This is a genomic window from Thalassotalea marina (genome assembly GCF_014656435.1).
GTDB classification, from domain to species: domain Bacteria; phylum Pseudomonadota; class Gammaproteobacteria; order Enterobacterales; family Alteromonadaceae; genus Thalassotalea_C; species Thalassotalea_C marina.
The window spans coordinates 144,918-162,238 of record NZ_BNCK01000003.1 but is presented as its reverse complement, the minus strand read 5'-3'; the positions used below and the strand labels follow the sequence as shown (position 1 = coordinate 162,238).

Sequence of the window (17,321 nt, the reverse complement as noted above, 5' to 3'; positions counted from 1 at the left end):
ACTCCTTTAAATGGATTTTTGATACCTCTGGGTATCAATGTAACCCTAAGGTATCATCAAGTCAAACCTTTTTGTTACCTTAAGGTATCATAAAGGTATGTAAAGGTATCAAAGTGGTGTGTTTGGGTATCATTTGCATTCATTAATTGAATGTAAATGTTTATTTTTACCTATTTTTATTGATTGTTTGTTGCGGTTACATTGAGCTACTACACTTAATTCTGCCACTTGCTGGGAGCTTGGGATCCTAATATGGATAAACTTGATTGCTATATCGCTGGACAATTTGTCTCAAGTCGTTGTTATTTTGACAATATTAACCCAGTTAATGGTGAAAAAATTGCTGATATTGCCGAAGCAGATCAAGATCAAATTGACCAAGCGGTTGCGGCCGCTCGTCAAGCGCTAACTGGCGAGTGGGGAAAAATGTCGGTTAATCAACGCAGTGCGTTATTGCATAAGGTCGCCGATGGCATTGAAGCGCGAATTGACGAATTTATTGAAGCAGAGATTAGCGACACCGGTAAGTCGATGCACCAAGTACAAACCATTGATATTCCAAGGGGAGCAGCAAATTTTAGAACCTTTGCTGACATGGTGAAATTTGATCACGGTGAAACCTTTGTCACAGAAACGGCGACAGGCGAGAAAGCGATCAACTATTCAGTGAATAAACCTTTAGGTGTTATCGCTGTGATCTCACCTTGGAATTTACCTTTGTTATTAGCGACATGGAAGGTCGCTCCCGCATTAGCTTGTGGCAATTGTGTCATTTTAAAACCGTCTGAAGAAACCTCATCAACTGCTTTTTTACTTGCTCAAGTCATGCATGACGTTGGTATACCAACGGGGGTATTTAACTTAATTTTAGGCAGAGGCAAAAATATTGGCGATATGTTAACCCAACACGCAGGGGTTGATGCCGTTACCTTTACCGGCGCATCTGCCACTGGGCAGCATATTATGCGAGCGGTAGCGCCTAGTGTTAAGCCTATTTCTTTTGAACTTGGTGGCAAAAATGCCGCTATCGTTTTTGAAGACGCCGATTTAAACAAAGCTGTTGCTGGGGTTGCCCGTTCTACGTTTACCAACTGTGGGCAAGTATGTTTGTGTACTGAGCGAGTGTTTGTTCATCGCTCTATTTACACAAGCTTTATTGAGCAACTTAAACAACACGCAGAAAATATAAAAATAGGTTATCCCAAAGAGCCAAACGTGCTTATCGGGCCATTAGTTTCTAAACATCATCAACAAAAGGTTCTGTCTTATTACCAACAAGCAAAAGAAAAAGGGGCAGAGGTCATTACCGGGGGAGGTGTGCCGCGCTTTGATGATGAACGAGATAACGGTTGTTTTATTGAACCTACCGTTATCTGTGGTTTATCGGATGATGACCCGATAAACCAAGAGGAGATTTTTGGCCCGATTTGCCACGTTTCGCCTTTTGATGACGAACAAGAAGTGATAACACGTGCCAATAACTCACGTTATGGCTTAGCGTGTGCCATTTGGACAGAAAACCTATCTCGCGCTCATCGAGTTGCGCCACAAATAGACGTTGGCCTTGTTTGGGTCAACACCTGGTTTTTACGTGATTTAAGAACGCCCTTTGGTGGCGTGAAACTATCTGGCATTGGTCGAGAAGGTGGCATGCATTCGATGCGCTTTTACAGCGAACCAGTCAATATCTGCATCAAGGTTGATGAGGAATAATCTATGACAATTGAAAGTAAAGTATTAACAGAAAAAGCTGTGCCACGAGGCAAGTTTCCTCACGTCAAACGAGCGGGTGATTTTATCTATATTTCTGGTACCAGTTCGCGCAGGCCAGATAATAGTTTTGCTGGTGTCGAAGTGGATGAATTTGGCGCGACTAATTTAGATATTCGTGCACAAACCAAAGCGGTGATCGAAAACATTCGCGACATTTTACAATCAGTTGATGCAAAGCTATCAGACTTGGTGGAAATCAGTACCTTCTTGGTCAACATGAACGATTTTAAAGGTTATAACGAAGTCTATGCTGAATTTTTTGACTTTGATGGGCCGACTCGAACCACCGTTGCCGTGCATCAATTACCACATCCACACTTACTTATTGAGTGCAAAGCGGTGGCTTATAAGCCGTTAAATAGTGAAAAGTAACAGGAGTCACCAATGAAAGCGAATCTTGCAGCGTTTAATTTTCAAGCGTGGATTGACGAGCATAAACACCTGCTTAAGCCACCTGTAGGTAATGTACAAATTTGGCAAGACACCGACATGATGGTCACTGTCGTTGGTGGGCCAAACCAACGAACGGATTTTCATGATGATCCCGTTGAAGAGTTCTTCTATCAACTTAAAGGCGACATGGTGCTGAAAGTGATTGAAGACGGACAGTGCAAAGATGTGTTTATTCGCGAAGGTGATATTTTCTTTTTACCCAAACATGTCAGGCATTCACCACAGCGCCCAATGCCCGGCAGTATTGGGTTGGTGATTGAACCCAAAAGGCCAGATGGCGCTAAAGATGCTTTTGAATGGTATTGTTTTGATTGCGGTGCGTTAGTACATAGAACTGAGGTGACATTAAAATCAATTGTTGATGATTTACCGCCAGTCTATCAAGCGTTTTACCAAAATGAAGCTGCAAGAACTTGCCCGGATTGTGGCAGATTACATCCTGGCAAAGAGCCGCCTGCGGGCTGGGTAACACTTGAGGATAATGCATAATGCAAGTGGTAGATATTCACTCTCATTTTTTTCCAAAAACTTGGCCAAGTCTGCAAGACAAGTTTGGTGGTGACGACTGGCCATGGCTAAAACACAGCGACAATGATAAGAATGAAAGCGGTTACAGCAAAGCCATGTTGATGAAAGGGGATAAAGCTTTTCGTCCTATTTATGCTGCTTGCTGGGATCCACAAGTTCGATTAGCTGAAATGGATGCTCAAGGTGTCAGCCAACAAATTATTTCTGCCACGCCCATTTTATTTGCTTACCAAAAACCGGTTGAACAAGCACTTTATTGCGCTCAGTTATTTAACGACGCGGCGCTTGAAATATGTCAACAAGGGCAAGGGCGGCTATTCGCTATGGCACAAGTGCCCTTGCAATGTGCCGATACCGCATGTAAAGAAGCGAGCAGAGCGATGGCATCTGGCCATGTTGGTATTCAAATTGGCAACCATGTCGGTAATAAAAACATGGATGATGAAGCAGTGCTCACTTTTTTGCAGCATTGTGCCGCTGAGCATATTCCTGTATTTGTCCACCCTTGGGACATGATGGCAGCAGAGCGCACCAAAGATTATATGATGGGCTGGACGGTTGGCATGCCAGCTGAAACACAATTGTCTATTGTGTCTATGATCTTGGGTGGCGGGTTTGACCGAGTCAGCCGAGATTTGAAAATATGTTTTGCCCACGGCGGAGGTGCGTTTGCCTTTTTGTTAGGGCGATTAGAAAATGCTTGGTTACATCGTGATATTGCACGGGGTAAATCAGCGCATCCACCCAGTTATTACCTTGACCGTTTTTACCTAGATACTGCTGTGTTCGACCATGATGCATTAACCCTATTGGTTAAGAAAATGACCACAGACAAGTTATTGTTTGGCACAGATTACCCTTTCCCACTGGGTGAACAACAAATGGGGCAGTTAATTAAAACCGCACCAGATTTATCCAAGCAACAAAAACAGCAATTACTGGCTGACAATGCTAGGCAGTTTTTTTCACTTCCCCAAGCTAATTGATACGAGACTTATCATGACCTTTGAAAATACTTTGGCTTTTGCGCAACAACTCGACCGTGAAGATACTTTAGCCGATTATCGTGAACAATTTTTGCACCCGATCATCAATGATCAACAAGTGTTGTATTTCACCGGTAATTCGTTAGGTTTACAGCCCAAAGCGGCTAGAGATTATCTCGACATAGAATTAAATGATTGGGCAAAGTGGGGTGTTGAAGGACATTTTTATGGTACAAACCCATGGGTGAGTTATCATGAATTATTAACTCCAGCCAGCGCTCAGCTTGTTGGTGCTAATGACAGCGAAGTGGTGTGTATGAATTCACTGACCACCAATTTGCATTTGCTGTTTGTGAGTTTTTATCGCCCGACCAAACAAAAATACAAGATCATCAGCGAAGCAAAGATGTTTCCATCAGATCGTTATTTGTTAGAAACGCAAGTACGACACCACGGTTTTGACCCTGATGATGCCATTATTGAAATCGCGCCACGTGAAGGTCAGCACCTAATTGACGAACAAGATATTTTAGATGCAATTGCTGAGCACCAAGATGAGTTGGCTTTAGTGTTTTTTGGTGGGGTGAATTATTTTACCGGTCAGCTGTTTGATATGAAGAAACTGACACAAGCAGCCCATGATGTTGGTGCGCTGGCTGGTTTTGATTTAGCTCACGCCGTTGGTAATGTGCCACTTCATTTACATGATTGGCAGGTAGATTTTGCTGCATGGTGTACCTACAAATATTTAAATGGTAGCGCAGGTAATGTCGGCGGTATTTTCGTTCATGATAAGCACGGACAAGATACAAGCATTCCTCGATTTGGCGGCTGGTGGGGACACAACAAAGAGCGTCGCTTTTTAATGGAAAATACCTTTGAACCTATGTCGGGGGCAGAGGGGTGGCAACTGAGTAATGTACCGATTATGGGCATGGCGGTGTTAAAAAGTTCACTCGATATTTTTGCCCAAGCAGGCATTGAAAACTTACGGGCAAAAAGTTTAAAACTCACTGCCTTTTTAGAATTTGTTTTTAATGATGTCGTGGCAAAGTTTGAGCATATTAAGCTGCAAATTATTACACCTATTGAGCCTATGCAAAGAGGCTGTCAATTATCGGTAAAACTTATTGGCACTGATAAGTCATTTTTCCAAGCGTTAACCAATGCCGGCGTTATTGCCGATTTTCGTGAGCCAGATGTGGTGCGTTTAGCGCCTGTACCTCTGTATAACTCGTTTGAAGATGTCTATCAATTTGGCTGTCGTTTAAACACCTTGCTGAGGGAGTATCAACATGAGCGCTAAACCGAATATTGCTATCAATGGCGCAGGCCCTGTTGGTGCGCTGTTAGCATTAATGTTAGCTAAGCGAGGTTATGCGATCGACTTATTTGAATCTCGTCCTGATTCTAGACAAACCAATATCTATCAGGGGAAGTCGATCAACTTGGCTTTGTCTGACCGTGGCTGGAAAGCGTTAAATGCGGTTGGTATTGACCAAGAAATTCGTGATAACGCTATTCCTATGTATCGCCGAGTCATGCATGACTTGGCAGGTAACTTAACCACACAACCATATGGCCAAGAAGGCCAAGCGATTTGGTCGGTATCTCGCTCTGGTATCAATGAACAACTTATTACCTTAGCAGAGCAACAAGATAAGGTGCGTGTGCATTTTTCACACCGTTTGACACAGTACAATTTTGATAACAACACTGCACTTTATTTGAATGATGCAAATCAACAGATCAATCATCAAACCGATATTATGTTTGGTGCTGATGGTGCATTTTCAAAAGTTAGGCGGTTGATGCAGGAGCTGCCAAAACAACGTATCAGTTATAGTTTGCAATATATGCCAACCAGTTACATCGAGTTGTCTATTCCCGCAGGTGAGAATGGCGAGCATCAGTTGGATAAAAATGCCCTGCATATCTGGCCGCGAAAAGACTTTATGTTAATAGCCCTGTCTAACCCTGATGGTTCATTTACTTGTACGTTGTTTATGGATTTAGAAGGTCCGCTGTCATTTAGTTCATTACAAGACAAGTCACAAGTGAGTGACTTTTTTCATCAGTATTTTGCTGATGCTATGGGTTTGTTAGAAAACCCTGTTGAGCAGTTTATGGCAAAAGCGGCAGCGCCACTGTGTTTGGTTCATATTTATCCTTGGGTGGTGAATGATGCCGTAGCATTAATCGGTGATGCAGCCCATGCCATGGTGCCTTTTTATGGTCAGGGCATGAATTGCGGTTTTGAGGATTGCCGTGTACTGGCTGAGTTAGTTGATCAATATGAAGATAACTGGCCAGAGATTTTGGCGGCGTATCAACTTGAGCGCAAAGAAAATGGTGATGCCATTATTGAATTAGCCAAACGTAACTTTACCGAGATGAGTGATAAAGCGGGTGATGCTAACTTTTTATTACGTAAAAAAATTGAAGCGGAATTTCAACGTCGCCATCCCGAATTATGGGTACCTTTATACTCTATGGTGACTTTCTCACCTGATATACCCTATAAAACCGCACTTTCTGTTGGTGATATACAAAATGACATTATGGATCAAATCATGGCGATGCCTAACATCCATGAATGTTGGCAAGACGACGGTGTATATCGACATTTATTTGCCCTTGCCAATCAGCGCTTAAGTTAAGCTACTAGGAGAACATCATGTCTTGTCCGCATCACAATAAAAATTATCGCGAGTTAGAAGAATCAATTCATACTGACTTTAACAATGACATGTCTTACGGCGACTATTTACATTTAGACCAAATATTGTCGGCACAAAAACCGTTATCAAATCAACATGATGAAATGTTGTTTATCACTATTCATCAAACTAGCGAACTTTGGTTAAAACTCGCAGGGCACGAATTAACCGCGGCGCTTGAAAACATCAAACAAGCCGATTTTGGTCATGCGTTTAAGGTGATTTCACGGGTAAAACAGATCCTTAACCAGTTAACACAATCTTGGCAAATATTATCGACATTAACCCCGGTTGATTATTTGCAATTTCGTGATGACTTGGGTCACTCATCGGGTTTTCAATCTTATGGTTATCGCAAACTTGAGTTTTTGCTGGGCAATAAAAATGCTGATCTACTCAAAGTACACCAGTCAAACGAGCCAGTGTATCAAGAACTGAAAGCGGTACTAGAAGCGCCGAGTTTATATGAAGAAGTCATTAACGTGCTGGCACAACAAGGTATGAAAATAGATGACTGCGTATTAAAGCGTGACTTTTCCAAGCCTTATCAAAAAAATGAATCAGTGCTGCAAGCGTGGTTAACGGTTTATCGTCAAGCCGATACACATTTTGAACTCTACGAACTGGCTGAAAAGCTCATAGATATTGAAGATGCCTTTCAACAGTGGCGCTTTAAACATATGTACACAGTGCAGCGGATCATTGGCAATAAAATGGGGACCGGTGGCTCAAGTGGGGTGAGTTTCTTGAAAAAAGCGCTAGATATAAGCTTTTTTCCTGAGTTATTTGAGCTGCGTACTCATTTATAATCTACGTAAAAAAAGATAATAAAAAACTATTTTTTTAAGGTAGACTCATTCAATGTTTGAATGAATTTGAGCGCCATGGATATATCAAGAAGTCAGCTTTCAATTAGTCATTTAAAGATGATTTGTCAGCTAGAAAAACACGAAACGGTCAAGGAAGCCGCTCAAGCGCTTTTTATTACCCAACCCGCATTAACTAATCGTATTCGGGAGGCAGAGCGCCGCTTAAATACCCAGTTATTTTATCGACGTGGTCGTCGTATTTTTATGACTAATGCTGGGCAGCGTTTGTTAGTGTCGGCGAAAAAAATATTAAAAGAGCTCGCCATTGCTGAACATGATATTTCTAGGTTAACCGACGGTGTGGAGCAAGTATTGCGTGTTAGTGTACCTCATTATGCGTCGTTTTCTTGGTTGCCTGGGGTGCTAAAAGGTTTCAATCAAACCTTACCGAATATTGAAGTGGAAATTACTTCTCAGTCTTCAATTAGGCCATTGGCCGCATTGGCAGAACACGAAGTTGATATGGCGATACTATCAACGGGAAAACCACAGTTTGATGTCGACAGACAGCAATTCACCACAGTTGCAATTGTTGAAGATGAGTTGGTTGCTTGTGTTTCTAAACATCATAAGGATGCTAACAAAGCGTTTTTAGTCGCAGAGGACTTTGCTGATCAAACATATGTGACTAATTCAACGGTGCCCGAAAAAGATCGAGAGTTTGAGCTGTTTTTTCAACCAGCGGCTATATTGCCCAAAAAGGTATTACAAGTGGGGTTTAATGACGCCATTTTAACCTTGGTAAAAGAAAACTTGGGTTTATCTATTTTTTCAAAACGACAATTATCTAGCTTTTTGAGTCAATCAAAGGCTGATGATGTGGTGCAAATTCCGTTGGGTAAACAAGGGTTAAAAGTTTATTGGCACTTAGTTTATAGCAATCATATTAATATCGAACAGCCAGCAAACTTGTTTGCCAAATTACTTACCTCACAACTCACCAGTTAACGCAAATTCTATTGGCGTAGAAAAATCTAAGTTATTGTTTTATATGGTTTGTCTCTGTTTCTATTGCTAACCTTAAGTTAACTAACTAGACAGCGCTAAATAAAGAATGTTATAAATTACCAAATATAAATCATATCTAATGATAAAAAGTAACATTTTTTAGAAAGGATAGTGACAGTGTCTTCAAATAGAGCGTTTAACAGCCATAAAGGTACTGGTAATAAAACATTGCTGGCCGATAAAGGTTGGAATTTATTGGCGGAAGATGTCGGGTTACCTGCAGCAGTACTACGTGAGTCGGCATTAGAACAAAATGCACAATGGATGCAGCGTTTTAGTCAACAAGCGGGTGTTAAGCTTGCGCCACATGGTAAAACGACTATGTCGCCATCGCTGTTTAAACAACAATTAGATACCGGCGCTTGGGCGATCAGTTTGGCGACTATTCCTCAAGTGATTTCTGCTTATCAGCATGGTGTTAGACGCGTGATTATGGCCAATCAGTTGGTTGGTAAATATCACTGTGAACAACTAGTCGAGCTTCTAAGAGATCCTAGTTTTGAGTTTTATTGCTTTGTTGATTCTGTTGATAATCTGCGTTGGCTTGGCGAATTTTTCCAGCAACACCAAGTGACGATAAATGTACTGTTAGAAATAGGTGTGCCTGGTGGTCGTTGTGGCTGGCGAGACCTCAAAGATGTCAGTGCGCTTGTTGATGTGATAACAAAGTATTCAAGTATCTCCTTGGCTGGCCTTAGCTTTTATGAAGGTGTTATTCATGGCGATAACGCTGAGCAAAAAATTGTTGAATTTGTTTCTGAGATAAAACAGCTTTGTCAGGAGCTTGTTAGTCAAAAGGTGTTTGATGCTGAGCAGGTGCTGATCACTGGCGCTGGTTCGGCTTGGTATGATGTAGTTGCTAAAGAGCTAACAACGGATACGTCGATAGATTTTGTGCCTGTTATCCGTCCGGGCTGTTACTTAATTCACGATACTGGCATTTATCAAGATGCACAGCAGAGTGTGATGTCGCGCAGTCAACTGGCTTGTGATATCGGTGGTGATTTAGTGTCAAGTTTAACCATTTGGGCCTATGTGCATTCAGTGCCAGAGCCGGGGTTAATGATCATTGGTTTTGGTAAACGAGATGCGGCTTTTGATGCCGGTTTACCTACCCCTGAATTACATTTCAGGTCCGGTGATAGTGCGCCTAAAACAGTACCTTCACATTGGCAGTCAGTAAAAATTATGGATCAACATTTAATGGTGAAAACCCATGCTGATGATGATGTGAAAGTGGGTGATATCATTGTCTTTTCCACTTCTCACCCTTGTTTAACCATGGACAAGTGGCGTTTTATTAATATTGCCGATGAGAATTATGTTATTCATCAACAAATCGAGACATTTTTCTAATGGATATACTTGCTCGAATTGAACAACGCTTGCCACATATGCGCCCCGCAGAGCAGCAAGTGGCGCAGTTCATCCAACAGGATGTTGACTTAGCCAGTCGTCTTTCCATTCAAGATTTAGCACAGCAGGCCATGGTGAGTAATGCCACTATTACCCGTTTAGCTAAAACACTCGATTGTCAAAATGTAAGGGATTTAAAACTGCAGTTGGCGCAGTCGGCGGCAGTAGGGGAGCGCTTTAATCAAGATGCTCAAACAGAGACCCAGCATATTCCAGAAGTTTACCAGTCCATTCATCAGATTTTGCAACTTAATGCCGGCTTGATTTCCACTGAAGTGGCACAAGCTGCAGCCCAATTAATTAGCGGTGCTGCGCATTGTTTAGTATTTGGTGTTGGCGGCGGTAGCACAGTATTTGCACAAGAGTGCCAACATCGCTTTTTCCGTTTGTCTGTCAGATCAAATGCTTATTCTGATCCTATGCTGATGCGTATGACCGCAGCCAATGTTGATGAACAAGATGTGATTTTATGTTTATCACTGTCAGGTATTAGTCCAGATGTGCTGACCTCAGCAAATATCGCTCAAGAATATGGTGCTAAAGTCATCGCTATCTGCCCAGACGGTGATTTAGCAAGGAGCGCTGATATTCATTTACCGATTTGCACCGATGAAAGTGACTATATTTTTAAACCCAGTGCCTCGCGTTATGCCATGTTAGCAGCTATCGATATTTTAGCCAGTGAACTTGCGGTGTTAAATCAACGTAAGTCTCGTGAAAAGTTACGCCGATTAAAATTGCATTTAGATGAACATCGCCAGAGTAATGGCCGTATGCCATTGGGTGATTAATTAGATGTTTGATTTAATAATTAAAAATGCCTTAGTGATTGATGGTTCAGGCAAACCTGCTCAACAATGTGATGTTGGTGTTGAAGGGCAATATATCACAGCAATGGGTTGCTTAGCTCAGATGCCAGCAACACAAGTGATTGATGCTAAAGGCTTGGTTTTAGCACCTGGCTTTATCGACGTTCATACCCATGACGATTTAGAAGTTGTTCGTAACCCAAATATGTTGGCCAAATTATCGCAAGGTGTAACGACTGTGGTAGTTGGTAACTGCGGTATTAGTGCAAGTCCATACACGCATCAGGCACCACCGGTTGACCCGATAAACTTACTGGGTAAAGTGGATGAATTTAAGTTTGCCGAGCTGGCCGAATATATTGCTTATTTAAGAGAGTATCCTGCTAACGTCAATGTTGTTGCGTTAGTTGGTCACACCGCATTGCGTGCCCAAGTCATGGATGATTTGTCGTTGCCTGCCACGCCTGAACAAATAGAACAAATGAAAGCCTTGCTGCATAAAGCATTGCAACAAGGTGCAAAAGGATTAAGTACAGGCCTTGCTTATAAAAATGCCAATGCATCACTAAGTGAAGAACCCGAAGCCTTAGCAGCATTGTTATCTGAATTTGATGCAATCTACACAACCCATTTACGCACAGAATTTGATGGCATTATTGGTGCGCTTGATGAAGCGTTTACCCTTGGCCGAAAGGTCAACTCGCCTGTAGTGATTTCACACTTAAAATGTGCAGGCAAACAAAACTGGGGCCGTGCAAGAGAAGTCATTGAACATGTGAAACACGCTAGCGAAAAACAAAACATTGCCTGTGACTGTTACCCCTATCACGCCAGTTCTAGCACCTTAGATCTAGGGCAAGTGACTGAGGATTTTGAGATCTTTATTACTTGGTCTGACCCTGAGCCTGATATGGCGGGGCAAACATTAGCGCAAATTGCTAAGGTGTGGCAAGTCAGTTTAATGGATGCCGCCAAGCGTTTAATGCCTGCCGGTGCTGTTTATCACGGTATGAATGAAGACGACGTAAAACAGTTTTTAGCCTTTGATAAAAGCATGATTGGCTCTGATGGTTTGCCTTGTGATCCACACCCACACCCAAGACTATGGGGAGCTTTCCCTCGCGTGTTAGGGCGTTACGCCAGAGAGCAAAAATTATTTAGTCTTGAGCAAGCGGTGCATAAAATGACCGGCCTTTCTGCGCATAACTTTAAGCTGGAAAATCGTGGGCTAATAGCCCCTGGTTATTTTGCTGATTTAGTGCTTTTTGATGCAAATCGTATCATTGATAAAGCGAATTTTATCAACCCAATTGCAGCAGCCGATGGCATTAACTCCGTTTGGGTGAATGGCAAAATGACCTACCTGGAAAGTTTGGGGGTACTCACTTCAAATGAAAAAAGACCCGGAAAATTTTTAACACATTCTTATTCTAATTAGAGGATTTTTATTATGTCTATTACACGTTATGGCGCCGACGGTGGCGTTGGCACAGGCGGTCAGCATTTACCTTTTTCAAGCGCTGTTGAAGCTGGCGGTTGGTTATATGTTTCTGGTCAAACACCGATGACAGATGGTGAAGTCGTTGAAGGTGGCATTGTTGAACAGTCTCGTTTAGCCATCGATAACTGCGTTAAAATTATGACAGACGCGGGTTACGGCTTAGAAGATGTTGTACACGTTAAGGTTATTTTAACCGATGCCAGATATTTCCAATCATTTAACAAAGTGTTCAAAGAGTACTTTGGTGAACATCCACCAGCACGTATTTGTGCGGTTGCTGACTTAGTGGTTGATGTAAAAGTGGAAGTTGACGTTACCTGTTACAAAGCGCCGTAACAAACGCTGGGGGGATTTGCAGTGGAAGGCATTTTTTTTCTAGCTTTTGCACTATATGTGCTGGCCATGATCACACTCAGTTGGTGGGTTTCAAGACGACAAAAGTCTGGTGAAGATTTTCTACTAGGAGGTCGAAGCTTACCTTTATTGCTGACATTAGGAACTACGGTAGCGACTATGGTTGGCACTGGCTCCTCGATGGGAGCGGTTGGTTTTGCTTATCTAAATGGCTGGGCTGGTACCCTGTATGGTATTGGTGGTTCAATTGGTATTTTATTGTTGGCCTGGATATTTGCACCAGTAAGACGATACCAATTTATGACCATGAGTGAAGAAATCTCCTTCTACGTTGGCGCAAATCCCCTAATTAAAAACTTACTTGCCATCATTATTTATATTGCCTGTATTGGCTGGCTTGGTGCCCATGTTATTGGTGGTGGTATGTATTTGTCTTGGCTTACTGGTATTGATATTACCTACGCCAAAATGCTTATTGCGATAAGTTTTACTATTTATGTGGTGATAGGTGGTTATACTGCGGTTGTTTGGACAGATTCAATTCAAGCGCTGATATTGTTTACCGGTTTTATATTAATGGCGTATTTTTCTGTTGAATACGTCGGTGGTTGGCAAGCACTGATGGCCGCGCAGCCAAGCGCTAACCTTTCATGGTTTGCCATTGATAAAATTGGATTGTTACACGGTGTATCGCTAGCGATGGCAATTTTAGTGGGTATTTTGGCAACGCCTTCATTTCGCCAACGTATTTATTCTGGCAAAGATGTAAGTTCAATTCGCCGTTCGTTTGTATATTCGGGACTCTTATATTTAGGCTTTTCGATAATTCCTGCGATCATTGGTATGGCAGCTTTTGCGATTGCGCCTGAACTTGATAACGCTTCATTTGCCTTTCCGCATATTGCCTTGCATGTTATGCCTTTGGCGCTAGGAGTGCTCATTATTATTGCGGGAATATCTGCAACACTTTCTAGTGCTAGCTCTGATGCTATCGCTGGCGTTAGTGTCGCATTACGAGATTTATACCGCATGATTACCGGAAAAATGCCACCTCCAAATAAAGTGATTTGGCTGTCACGATTATCATTGGTTTTAACTATCGCGATTGCCTTGGTTTTTGCTCTGTTGTCAGACGATATTATTTCATACATCACTAAAATGATTTCTATTTTAATGGCAGGTATGTGTGTTTGTGGTTTGCTGGGTCGCTTTTGGCCAAGGTATAACTGGCAAGGCGCTTTAGCGAGTTTATTCAGTGCTGCTGTGACCGCATTGGCGATTAGTTTACATAGTGGCTGGTTAGCTTTTTGGGGTAACCCCGTATTACCGGCGTTACTGGCAGGATTTATTGCAGGTGTAATGGCCACATTATTAACACCAGCCGACGAATTGTCTGAACAACAAGCGCTAGAAAAATTGTCTCGTGAGCGAGAGTTAATGGAGTAGTATGAAAACTTTAGTATGTTTTGGTGAATGCATGATGGAGGATCATGCAGATGGCTTGTTCCGCTTTGGCGGTGATACGCTAAATACTGCACTTTATTTAACCCGCCTAACTATGTCGAACCAATTAGCGGTAGGATATGCCACGGCACTGGGTTCCGATCACGACAGCAGTTTGTTAATTGCTCAATGGAAAAAAGAAGGTATAGATACCCGTTATGTCACTCAAATTGTCGATCGCATGCCAGGACGATATCGTATAAAAACCGACAGGTTTGGTGAACGCAGTTTTGTTTATCAACGAGATGACAGTGCCGCTCGCTATTATTTAGGTGCATATCCAGGAGCTTTTGAGCAGTTTCTAAAGTATCCCGTTGATAGTTATTTTTATTTTAGCGGTATTAGTTTAGCCATTACTAATGAGCAGGATAGAGCCTCGTTGTTTTCGGCTTTAGAGCAGTTTAAATCGCATGGTGGTAAGGTGATATTTGATAATAACTTTAGACCTTTACTCTGGAAGGGCAAAGATTATCTAACCGCATATAAACAAGCGATGTCGTTAGCAGACATTGCATTTTTAACTGATGAAGATGAATTTTCCATTTATAACGATAGCAGTTTTCAAGGGATAATTGAGCGTGCTCTTCAATATGGTACAAGGGAAACTATTATCAAACAGGGGGCACAGGCTTGTGTTGTTTTTGATGGCGATAATTGTTTTGAAGTCCCCACGGTTTTATTAAAAGCTGAACAAATCGTTGATACTTGTGCCGCAGGTGATGCGTTTGCTGCTGGATATTTGAGTAAACGCTTATTTGGCGAGTCGATAGAGGTTTCTGCACAACAAGGTCATCAATTGGCTGCAAGAGTGATACAATTCCCCGGCGCCATCATTGACCGTCAGTCGATGTCAGATTTGATGCCCAATTTTAACTGAGAAGACATATGAATAAGCATTTATTAACCTGTATTTTATTGTTGTCTGGTGTTTTGTCTTTTTTTGTCAAAGCTTCATCAAATAACTTGTTGCCTTTGATGCCATACCCCAAGTCGGTTTTAACATCGGCTAATGAAGTAGTGCTTAAAAGCCACTTTAATTTGCAAATTGAGGGGATGAGTGAACAAAGAGCACTTGCGTTGCACCAGCGATTTTCAAAGCAACTCTCATCGTTGGGCTGGCCTTCCAGCGACAACACAGATAATGCAACCTTGATTAAAATAAATGTTAATCAAGGCAATAGTACTCGTTATCAATTACCCAAATTACATCAGGATGAAAGTTACCAGTTAAAAGTAGAGCAACAAGGCATTACAATTTATGCGCAAACCGATTTTGGTGCGCTGCAGGGGATTGCGAGTTTACATCAGTTGCTATACAGCTTTTATATTTCAAAGCGTTTGCCTGAACTAAATATCAATGATTTTCCGCGCTTTCCTTGGCGTGGATTTATGTTGGACAGTGTGCGTCACTTTTTATCGATTAATACGGTAAAGCGTCAATTAGATGGTATGGCGGCAGCAAAACTTAATGTCTTTCATTGGCACCTAACAGACGATCAAGGTTGGCGAATTGAACTGAATAGCTATCCTAAGCTACATCAAAAAGCCTCAGACGGTCAGTACTATACACAAGCAGAAATTAAAGATGTGGTATCTTACGCCAGTAAACTAGGCATTCGTGTGGTACCTGAATTTGATGTGCCAGGCCATGCGTCAGCTATTGCTGTGGCGTATCCTGAATTGATGAGCAAAAATACTAACTATGAAATGGAAGATGGCTGGGGAGTATTTGAACCTTTATTGGATCCAAGTAACCCTGATGTCTATATATTTGTAGAAGAAGTTGTTAAAGAATTAACGAGCTTATTTCCAGATGTGTATTTGCATATTGGTGGTGATGAAGTTAACCCCAAACACTGGCAAGAAAGTGAAAAAATTCAAGCTTATATGCAAGAGCACCAGCTTAAAGATGAGCATGATTTACATGTGTATTTCAATAAAAAAGTACAAAATATCTTAAACAAATACGATAGAAAAATGATGGGCTGGGATGAAATTTTCCACCCTGATTTACCCAAAGATATTATGGTACAGTCTTGGCGAGGCATGGAAAGCTTAAATACTATTGCCAGTGCAGGTTATCAAGGATTATTATCGACAGGCTTTTACATCGACCAACCTCAAAGCAGTAGCTATCATTATCGTAACGAATTAATCAGCAATCTAGCAGATGCACCAGTTGCACTAACTTCAGCGGATACAGTCACGGCATATAGTGTCAAAATTCCTCGCTTAAAAGGCAGCGCTGTAACGGGGCAACTTGTTATGGTGAAGCGCAATGATTATGTATTACATGCTTATGTTAAATTAAATAACAATAAGTTTAAAAAAGCGACATTAGATAAACGTATGGCGCTTAATAAAGAAGATATTAATCTTAGTATTGATAGCTGGATGGGCCCTACTCGTTTTGAGTTAAACACCAATAAAAACAAAATAGTAGAAGGGCGTGTGCTGATTGGTAATACGTTTTACCCATTAACGATTAATGTATTGCCAGAGTTTGATTTTCAGCAAGTTGAATTACTGCGAAATATAGCTCCAACGGAACAAAAAAATATTTTAGGTGGTGAAGCAACACTCTGGGCTGAGTTGCTCACTGAGCAAAATACGGATTTAAGAGCGTGGCCAAGGTTATTTGTTATTGCTGAGCGCTTCTGGTCAAAAAAGGCGATGACTAATGAAGCCGAAATGTTTCGACGCCTTGTCATTATGGATAAATTCGCAGATCAATTAGGGCTGAAACATAAAGCGCAATTAAGAGATGGTTTACAAAGCTTAGCGTTTGCTAATTCAGATATTAAACCTTTGTTGTCGTTAGTTGAGCAGTTAGAACCGGCAAATTATTACACACGACATCACATCAAGTATCAGCAAGATCTGTATCATCAAAGAGCAAAGTTGAATTATTTTGTTGATTTTTTACCTGCGGAAAGCTTGACCATAACACAGCTAGATTATTTGCTAACAAAATTTAAACAGGGTGATAAAGCGAGCATGCAGGCTATCATTAATACCCTTAGAGCATGGCACTTCAATTACAAGCCGGTGATAAAGCTGATCAAAGGGGCACCAAAATTACAGCAAGTTTTACCGGTTGCACGTCAAGCCCGTCAAATTAACACCATTGCATTGACGATTGCACAGGCTTGTCAAGCAAACGTTAAGATGTCTCGCGCTGAAGCAAGGCGCATCAAGACTAAACTTAGAGGGTGGCATAATCAGGTCAGTGAAATTATTATCGCAACTAATTTGTTTACTGAACGACTGTTAGATACCTGTATGAAGCAGAGTCGCTAAGCAAAAGATTGTTGCATTAAAGCGCTGTGTTAATTTAACCAGCGCTTTGTCTATATTTTTTACACTAGATATTGAGCAATAAACTCCTCCTTTTGTAAGTT

Annotated in this window: 15 protein-coding genes; all 15 read left to right on the top strand. The window is 41.6% G+C overall.

What is annotated here, in order from left to right; genetic code table 11:
- The first annotated feature begins 252 nt into the window (after window positions 1-252).
- The 15 genes from IE199_RS07205 to IE199_RS07135 all read left to right on the top strand — a co-directional run bounded on the left by IE199_RS07205 (window position 253) and on the right by IE199_RS07135 (window position 17,220).
- The gene (locus IE199_RS07205; RefSeq protein WP_189768684.1) at window positions 253-1,713 is read left to right on the top strand and encodes a 2-hydroxymuconic semialdehyde dehydrogenase; all 1,461 of its coding nucleotides are present in this window, start codon (window positions 253-255) and stop codon (window positions 1,711-1,713) included.
- Window positions 1,714-1,716: 3 nt separating this feature from the next.
- Window positions 1,717-2,145 (top strand): RidA family protein, encoded by a 429-nt coding sequence (locus IE199_RS07200; protein WP_189768683.1) that lies wholly within the window; start codon window positions 1,717-1,719, stop codon window positions 2,143-2,145.
- A 12-nt stretch (window positions 2,146-2,157) separates the two neighbouring features.
- Complete coding sequence (locus IE199_RS07195; RefSeq protein WP_189768682.1) at window positions 2,158-2,715, top strand: 3-hydroxyanthranilate 3,4-dioxygenase; 558 nt, start codon at window positions 2,158-2,160, stop codon at window positions 2,713-2,715.
- On the top strand, window positions 2,715-3,740 hold the full coding sequence (locus tag IE199_RS07190; protein ID WP_189768680.1) for an amidohydrolase family protein: 1,026 nt from the start codon (window positions 2,715-2,717) through the stop codon (window positions 3,738-3,740). Before IE199_RS07195 ends, IE199_RS07190 begins: the two co-directional genes overlap by 1 nt.
- 13 nt (window positions 3,741-3,753) lie before the next feature.
- Entirely contained in the window at window positions 3,754-5,046 is a 1,293-nt protein-coding gene (gene kynU / locus IE199_RS07185) for a kynureninase (protein ID WP_189768678.1), read from the top strand.
- Entirely contained in the window at window positions 5,036-6,400 is a 1,365-nt protein-coding gene (locus IE199_RS07180) for an FAD-dependent oxidoreductase (RefSeq protein ID WP_189768676.1), read from the top strand. The genes kynU and IE199_RS07180 overlap by 11 nt, the downstream gene beginning before the upstream one ends.
- Before the next feature lie 17 nt (window positions 6,401-6,417).
- Entirely contained in the window at window positions 6,418-7,269 is an 852-nt protein-coding gene (kynA, locus tag IE199_RS07175) for a tryptophan 2,3-dioxygenase (RefSeq protein WP_189768674.1), read from the top strand.
- Window positions 7,270-7,344: 75 nt separating this feature from the next.
- On the top strand, window positions 7,345-8,277 hold the full coding sequence (locus IE199_RS07170; protein ID WP_189768672.1) for a LysR family transcriptional regulator: 933 nt from the start codon (window positions 7,345-7,347) through the stop codon (window positions 8,275-8,277).
- Window positions 8,278-8,454: 177 nt separating this feature from the next.
- Complete coding sequence (locus IE199_RS07165) at window positions 8,455-9,693, top strand: amino acid deaminase (RefSeq protein WP_189768670.1); 1,239 nt, start codon at window positions 8,455-8,457, stop codon at window positions 9,691-9,693.
- Window positions 9,693-10,544, top strand: a complete 852-nt coding sequence (locus IE199_RS07160) for a MurR/RpiR family transcriptional regulator (protein WP_189768668.1) — start codon at window positions 9,693-9,695, stop codon at window positions 10,542-10,544. The genes IE199_RS07165 and IE199_RS07160 overlap by 1 nt, the downstream gene beginning before the upstream one ends.
- A 4-nt stretch (window positions 10,545-10,548) precedes the next feature.
- The gene (locus IE199_RS07155; protein WP_189768665.1) at window positions 10,549-12,000 is read left to right on the top strand and encodes an N-acyl-D-amino-acid deacylase family protein; all 1,452 of its coding nucleotides are present in this window, start codon (window positions 10,549-10,551) and stop codon (window positions 11,998-12,000) included.
- A 12-nt stretch (window positions 12,001-12,012) separates the two neighbouring features.
- Window positions 12,013-12,399 carry a RidA family protein gene (locus IE199_RS07150; RefSeq protein WP_189768664.1) on the top strand — a complete coding sequence of 129 codons (387 nt, stop codon included), beginning with the start codon at window positions 12,013-12,015 and terminating at the stop codon, window positions 12,397-12,399.
- A 21-nt stretch (window positions 12,400-12,420) separates the two neighbouring features.
- Window positions 12,421-13,863 (top strand): sodium:solute symporter family protein, encoded by a 1,443-nt coding sequence (locus IE199_RS07145; RefSeq protein WP_229854589.1) that lies wholly within the window; start codon window positions 12,421-12,423, stop codon window positions 13,861-13,863.
- A 1-nt stretch (window position 13,864) separates the two neighbouring features.
- Window positions 13,865-14,797, top strand: a complete 933-nt coding sequence (locus IE199_RS07140; protein WP_189768662.1) for a sugar kinase — start codon at window positions 13,865-13,867, stop codon at window positions 14,795-14,797.
- Between the two features lie 8 nt (window positions 14,798-14,805).
- Window positions 14,806-17,220 (top strand): family 20 glycosylhydrolase, encoded by a 2,415-nt coding sequence (locus IE199_RS07135; RefSeq protein WP_189768660.1) that lies wholly within the window; start codon window positions 14,806-14,808, stop codon window positions 17,218-17,220.
- Window positions 17,221-17,321 lie beyond the last annotated feature (101 nt).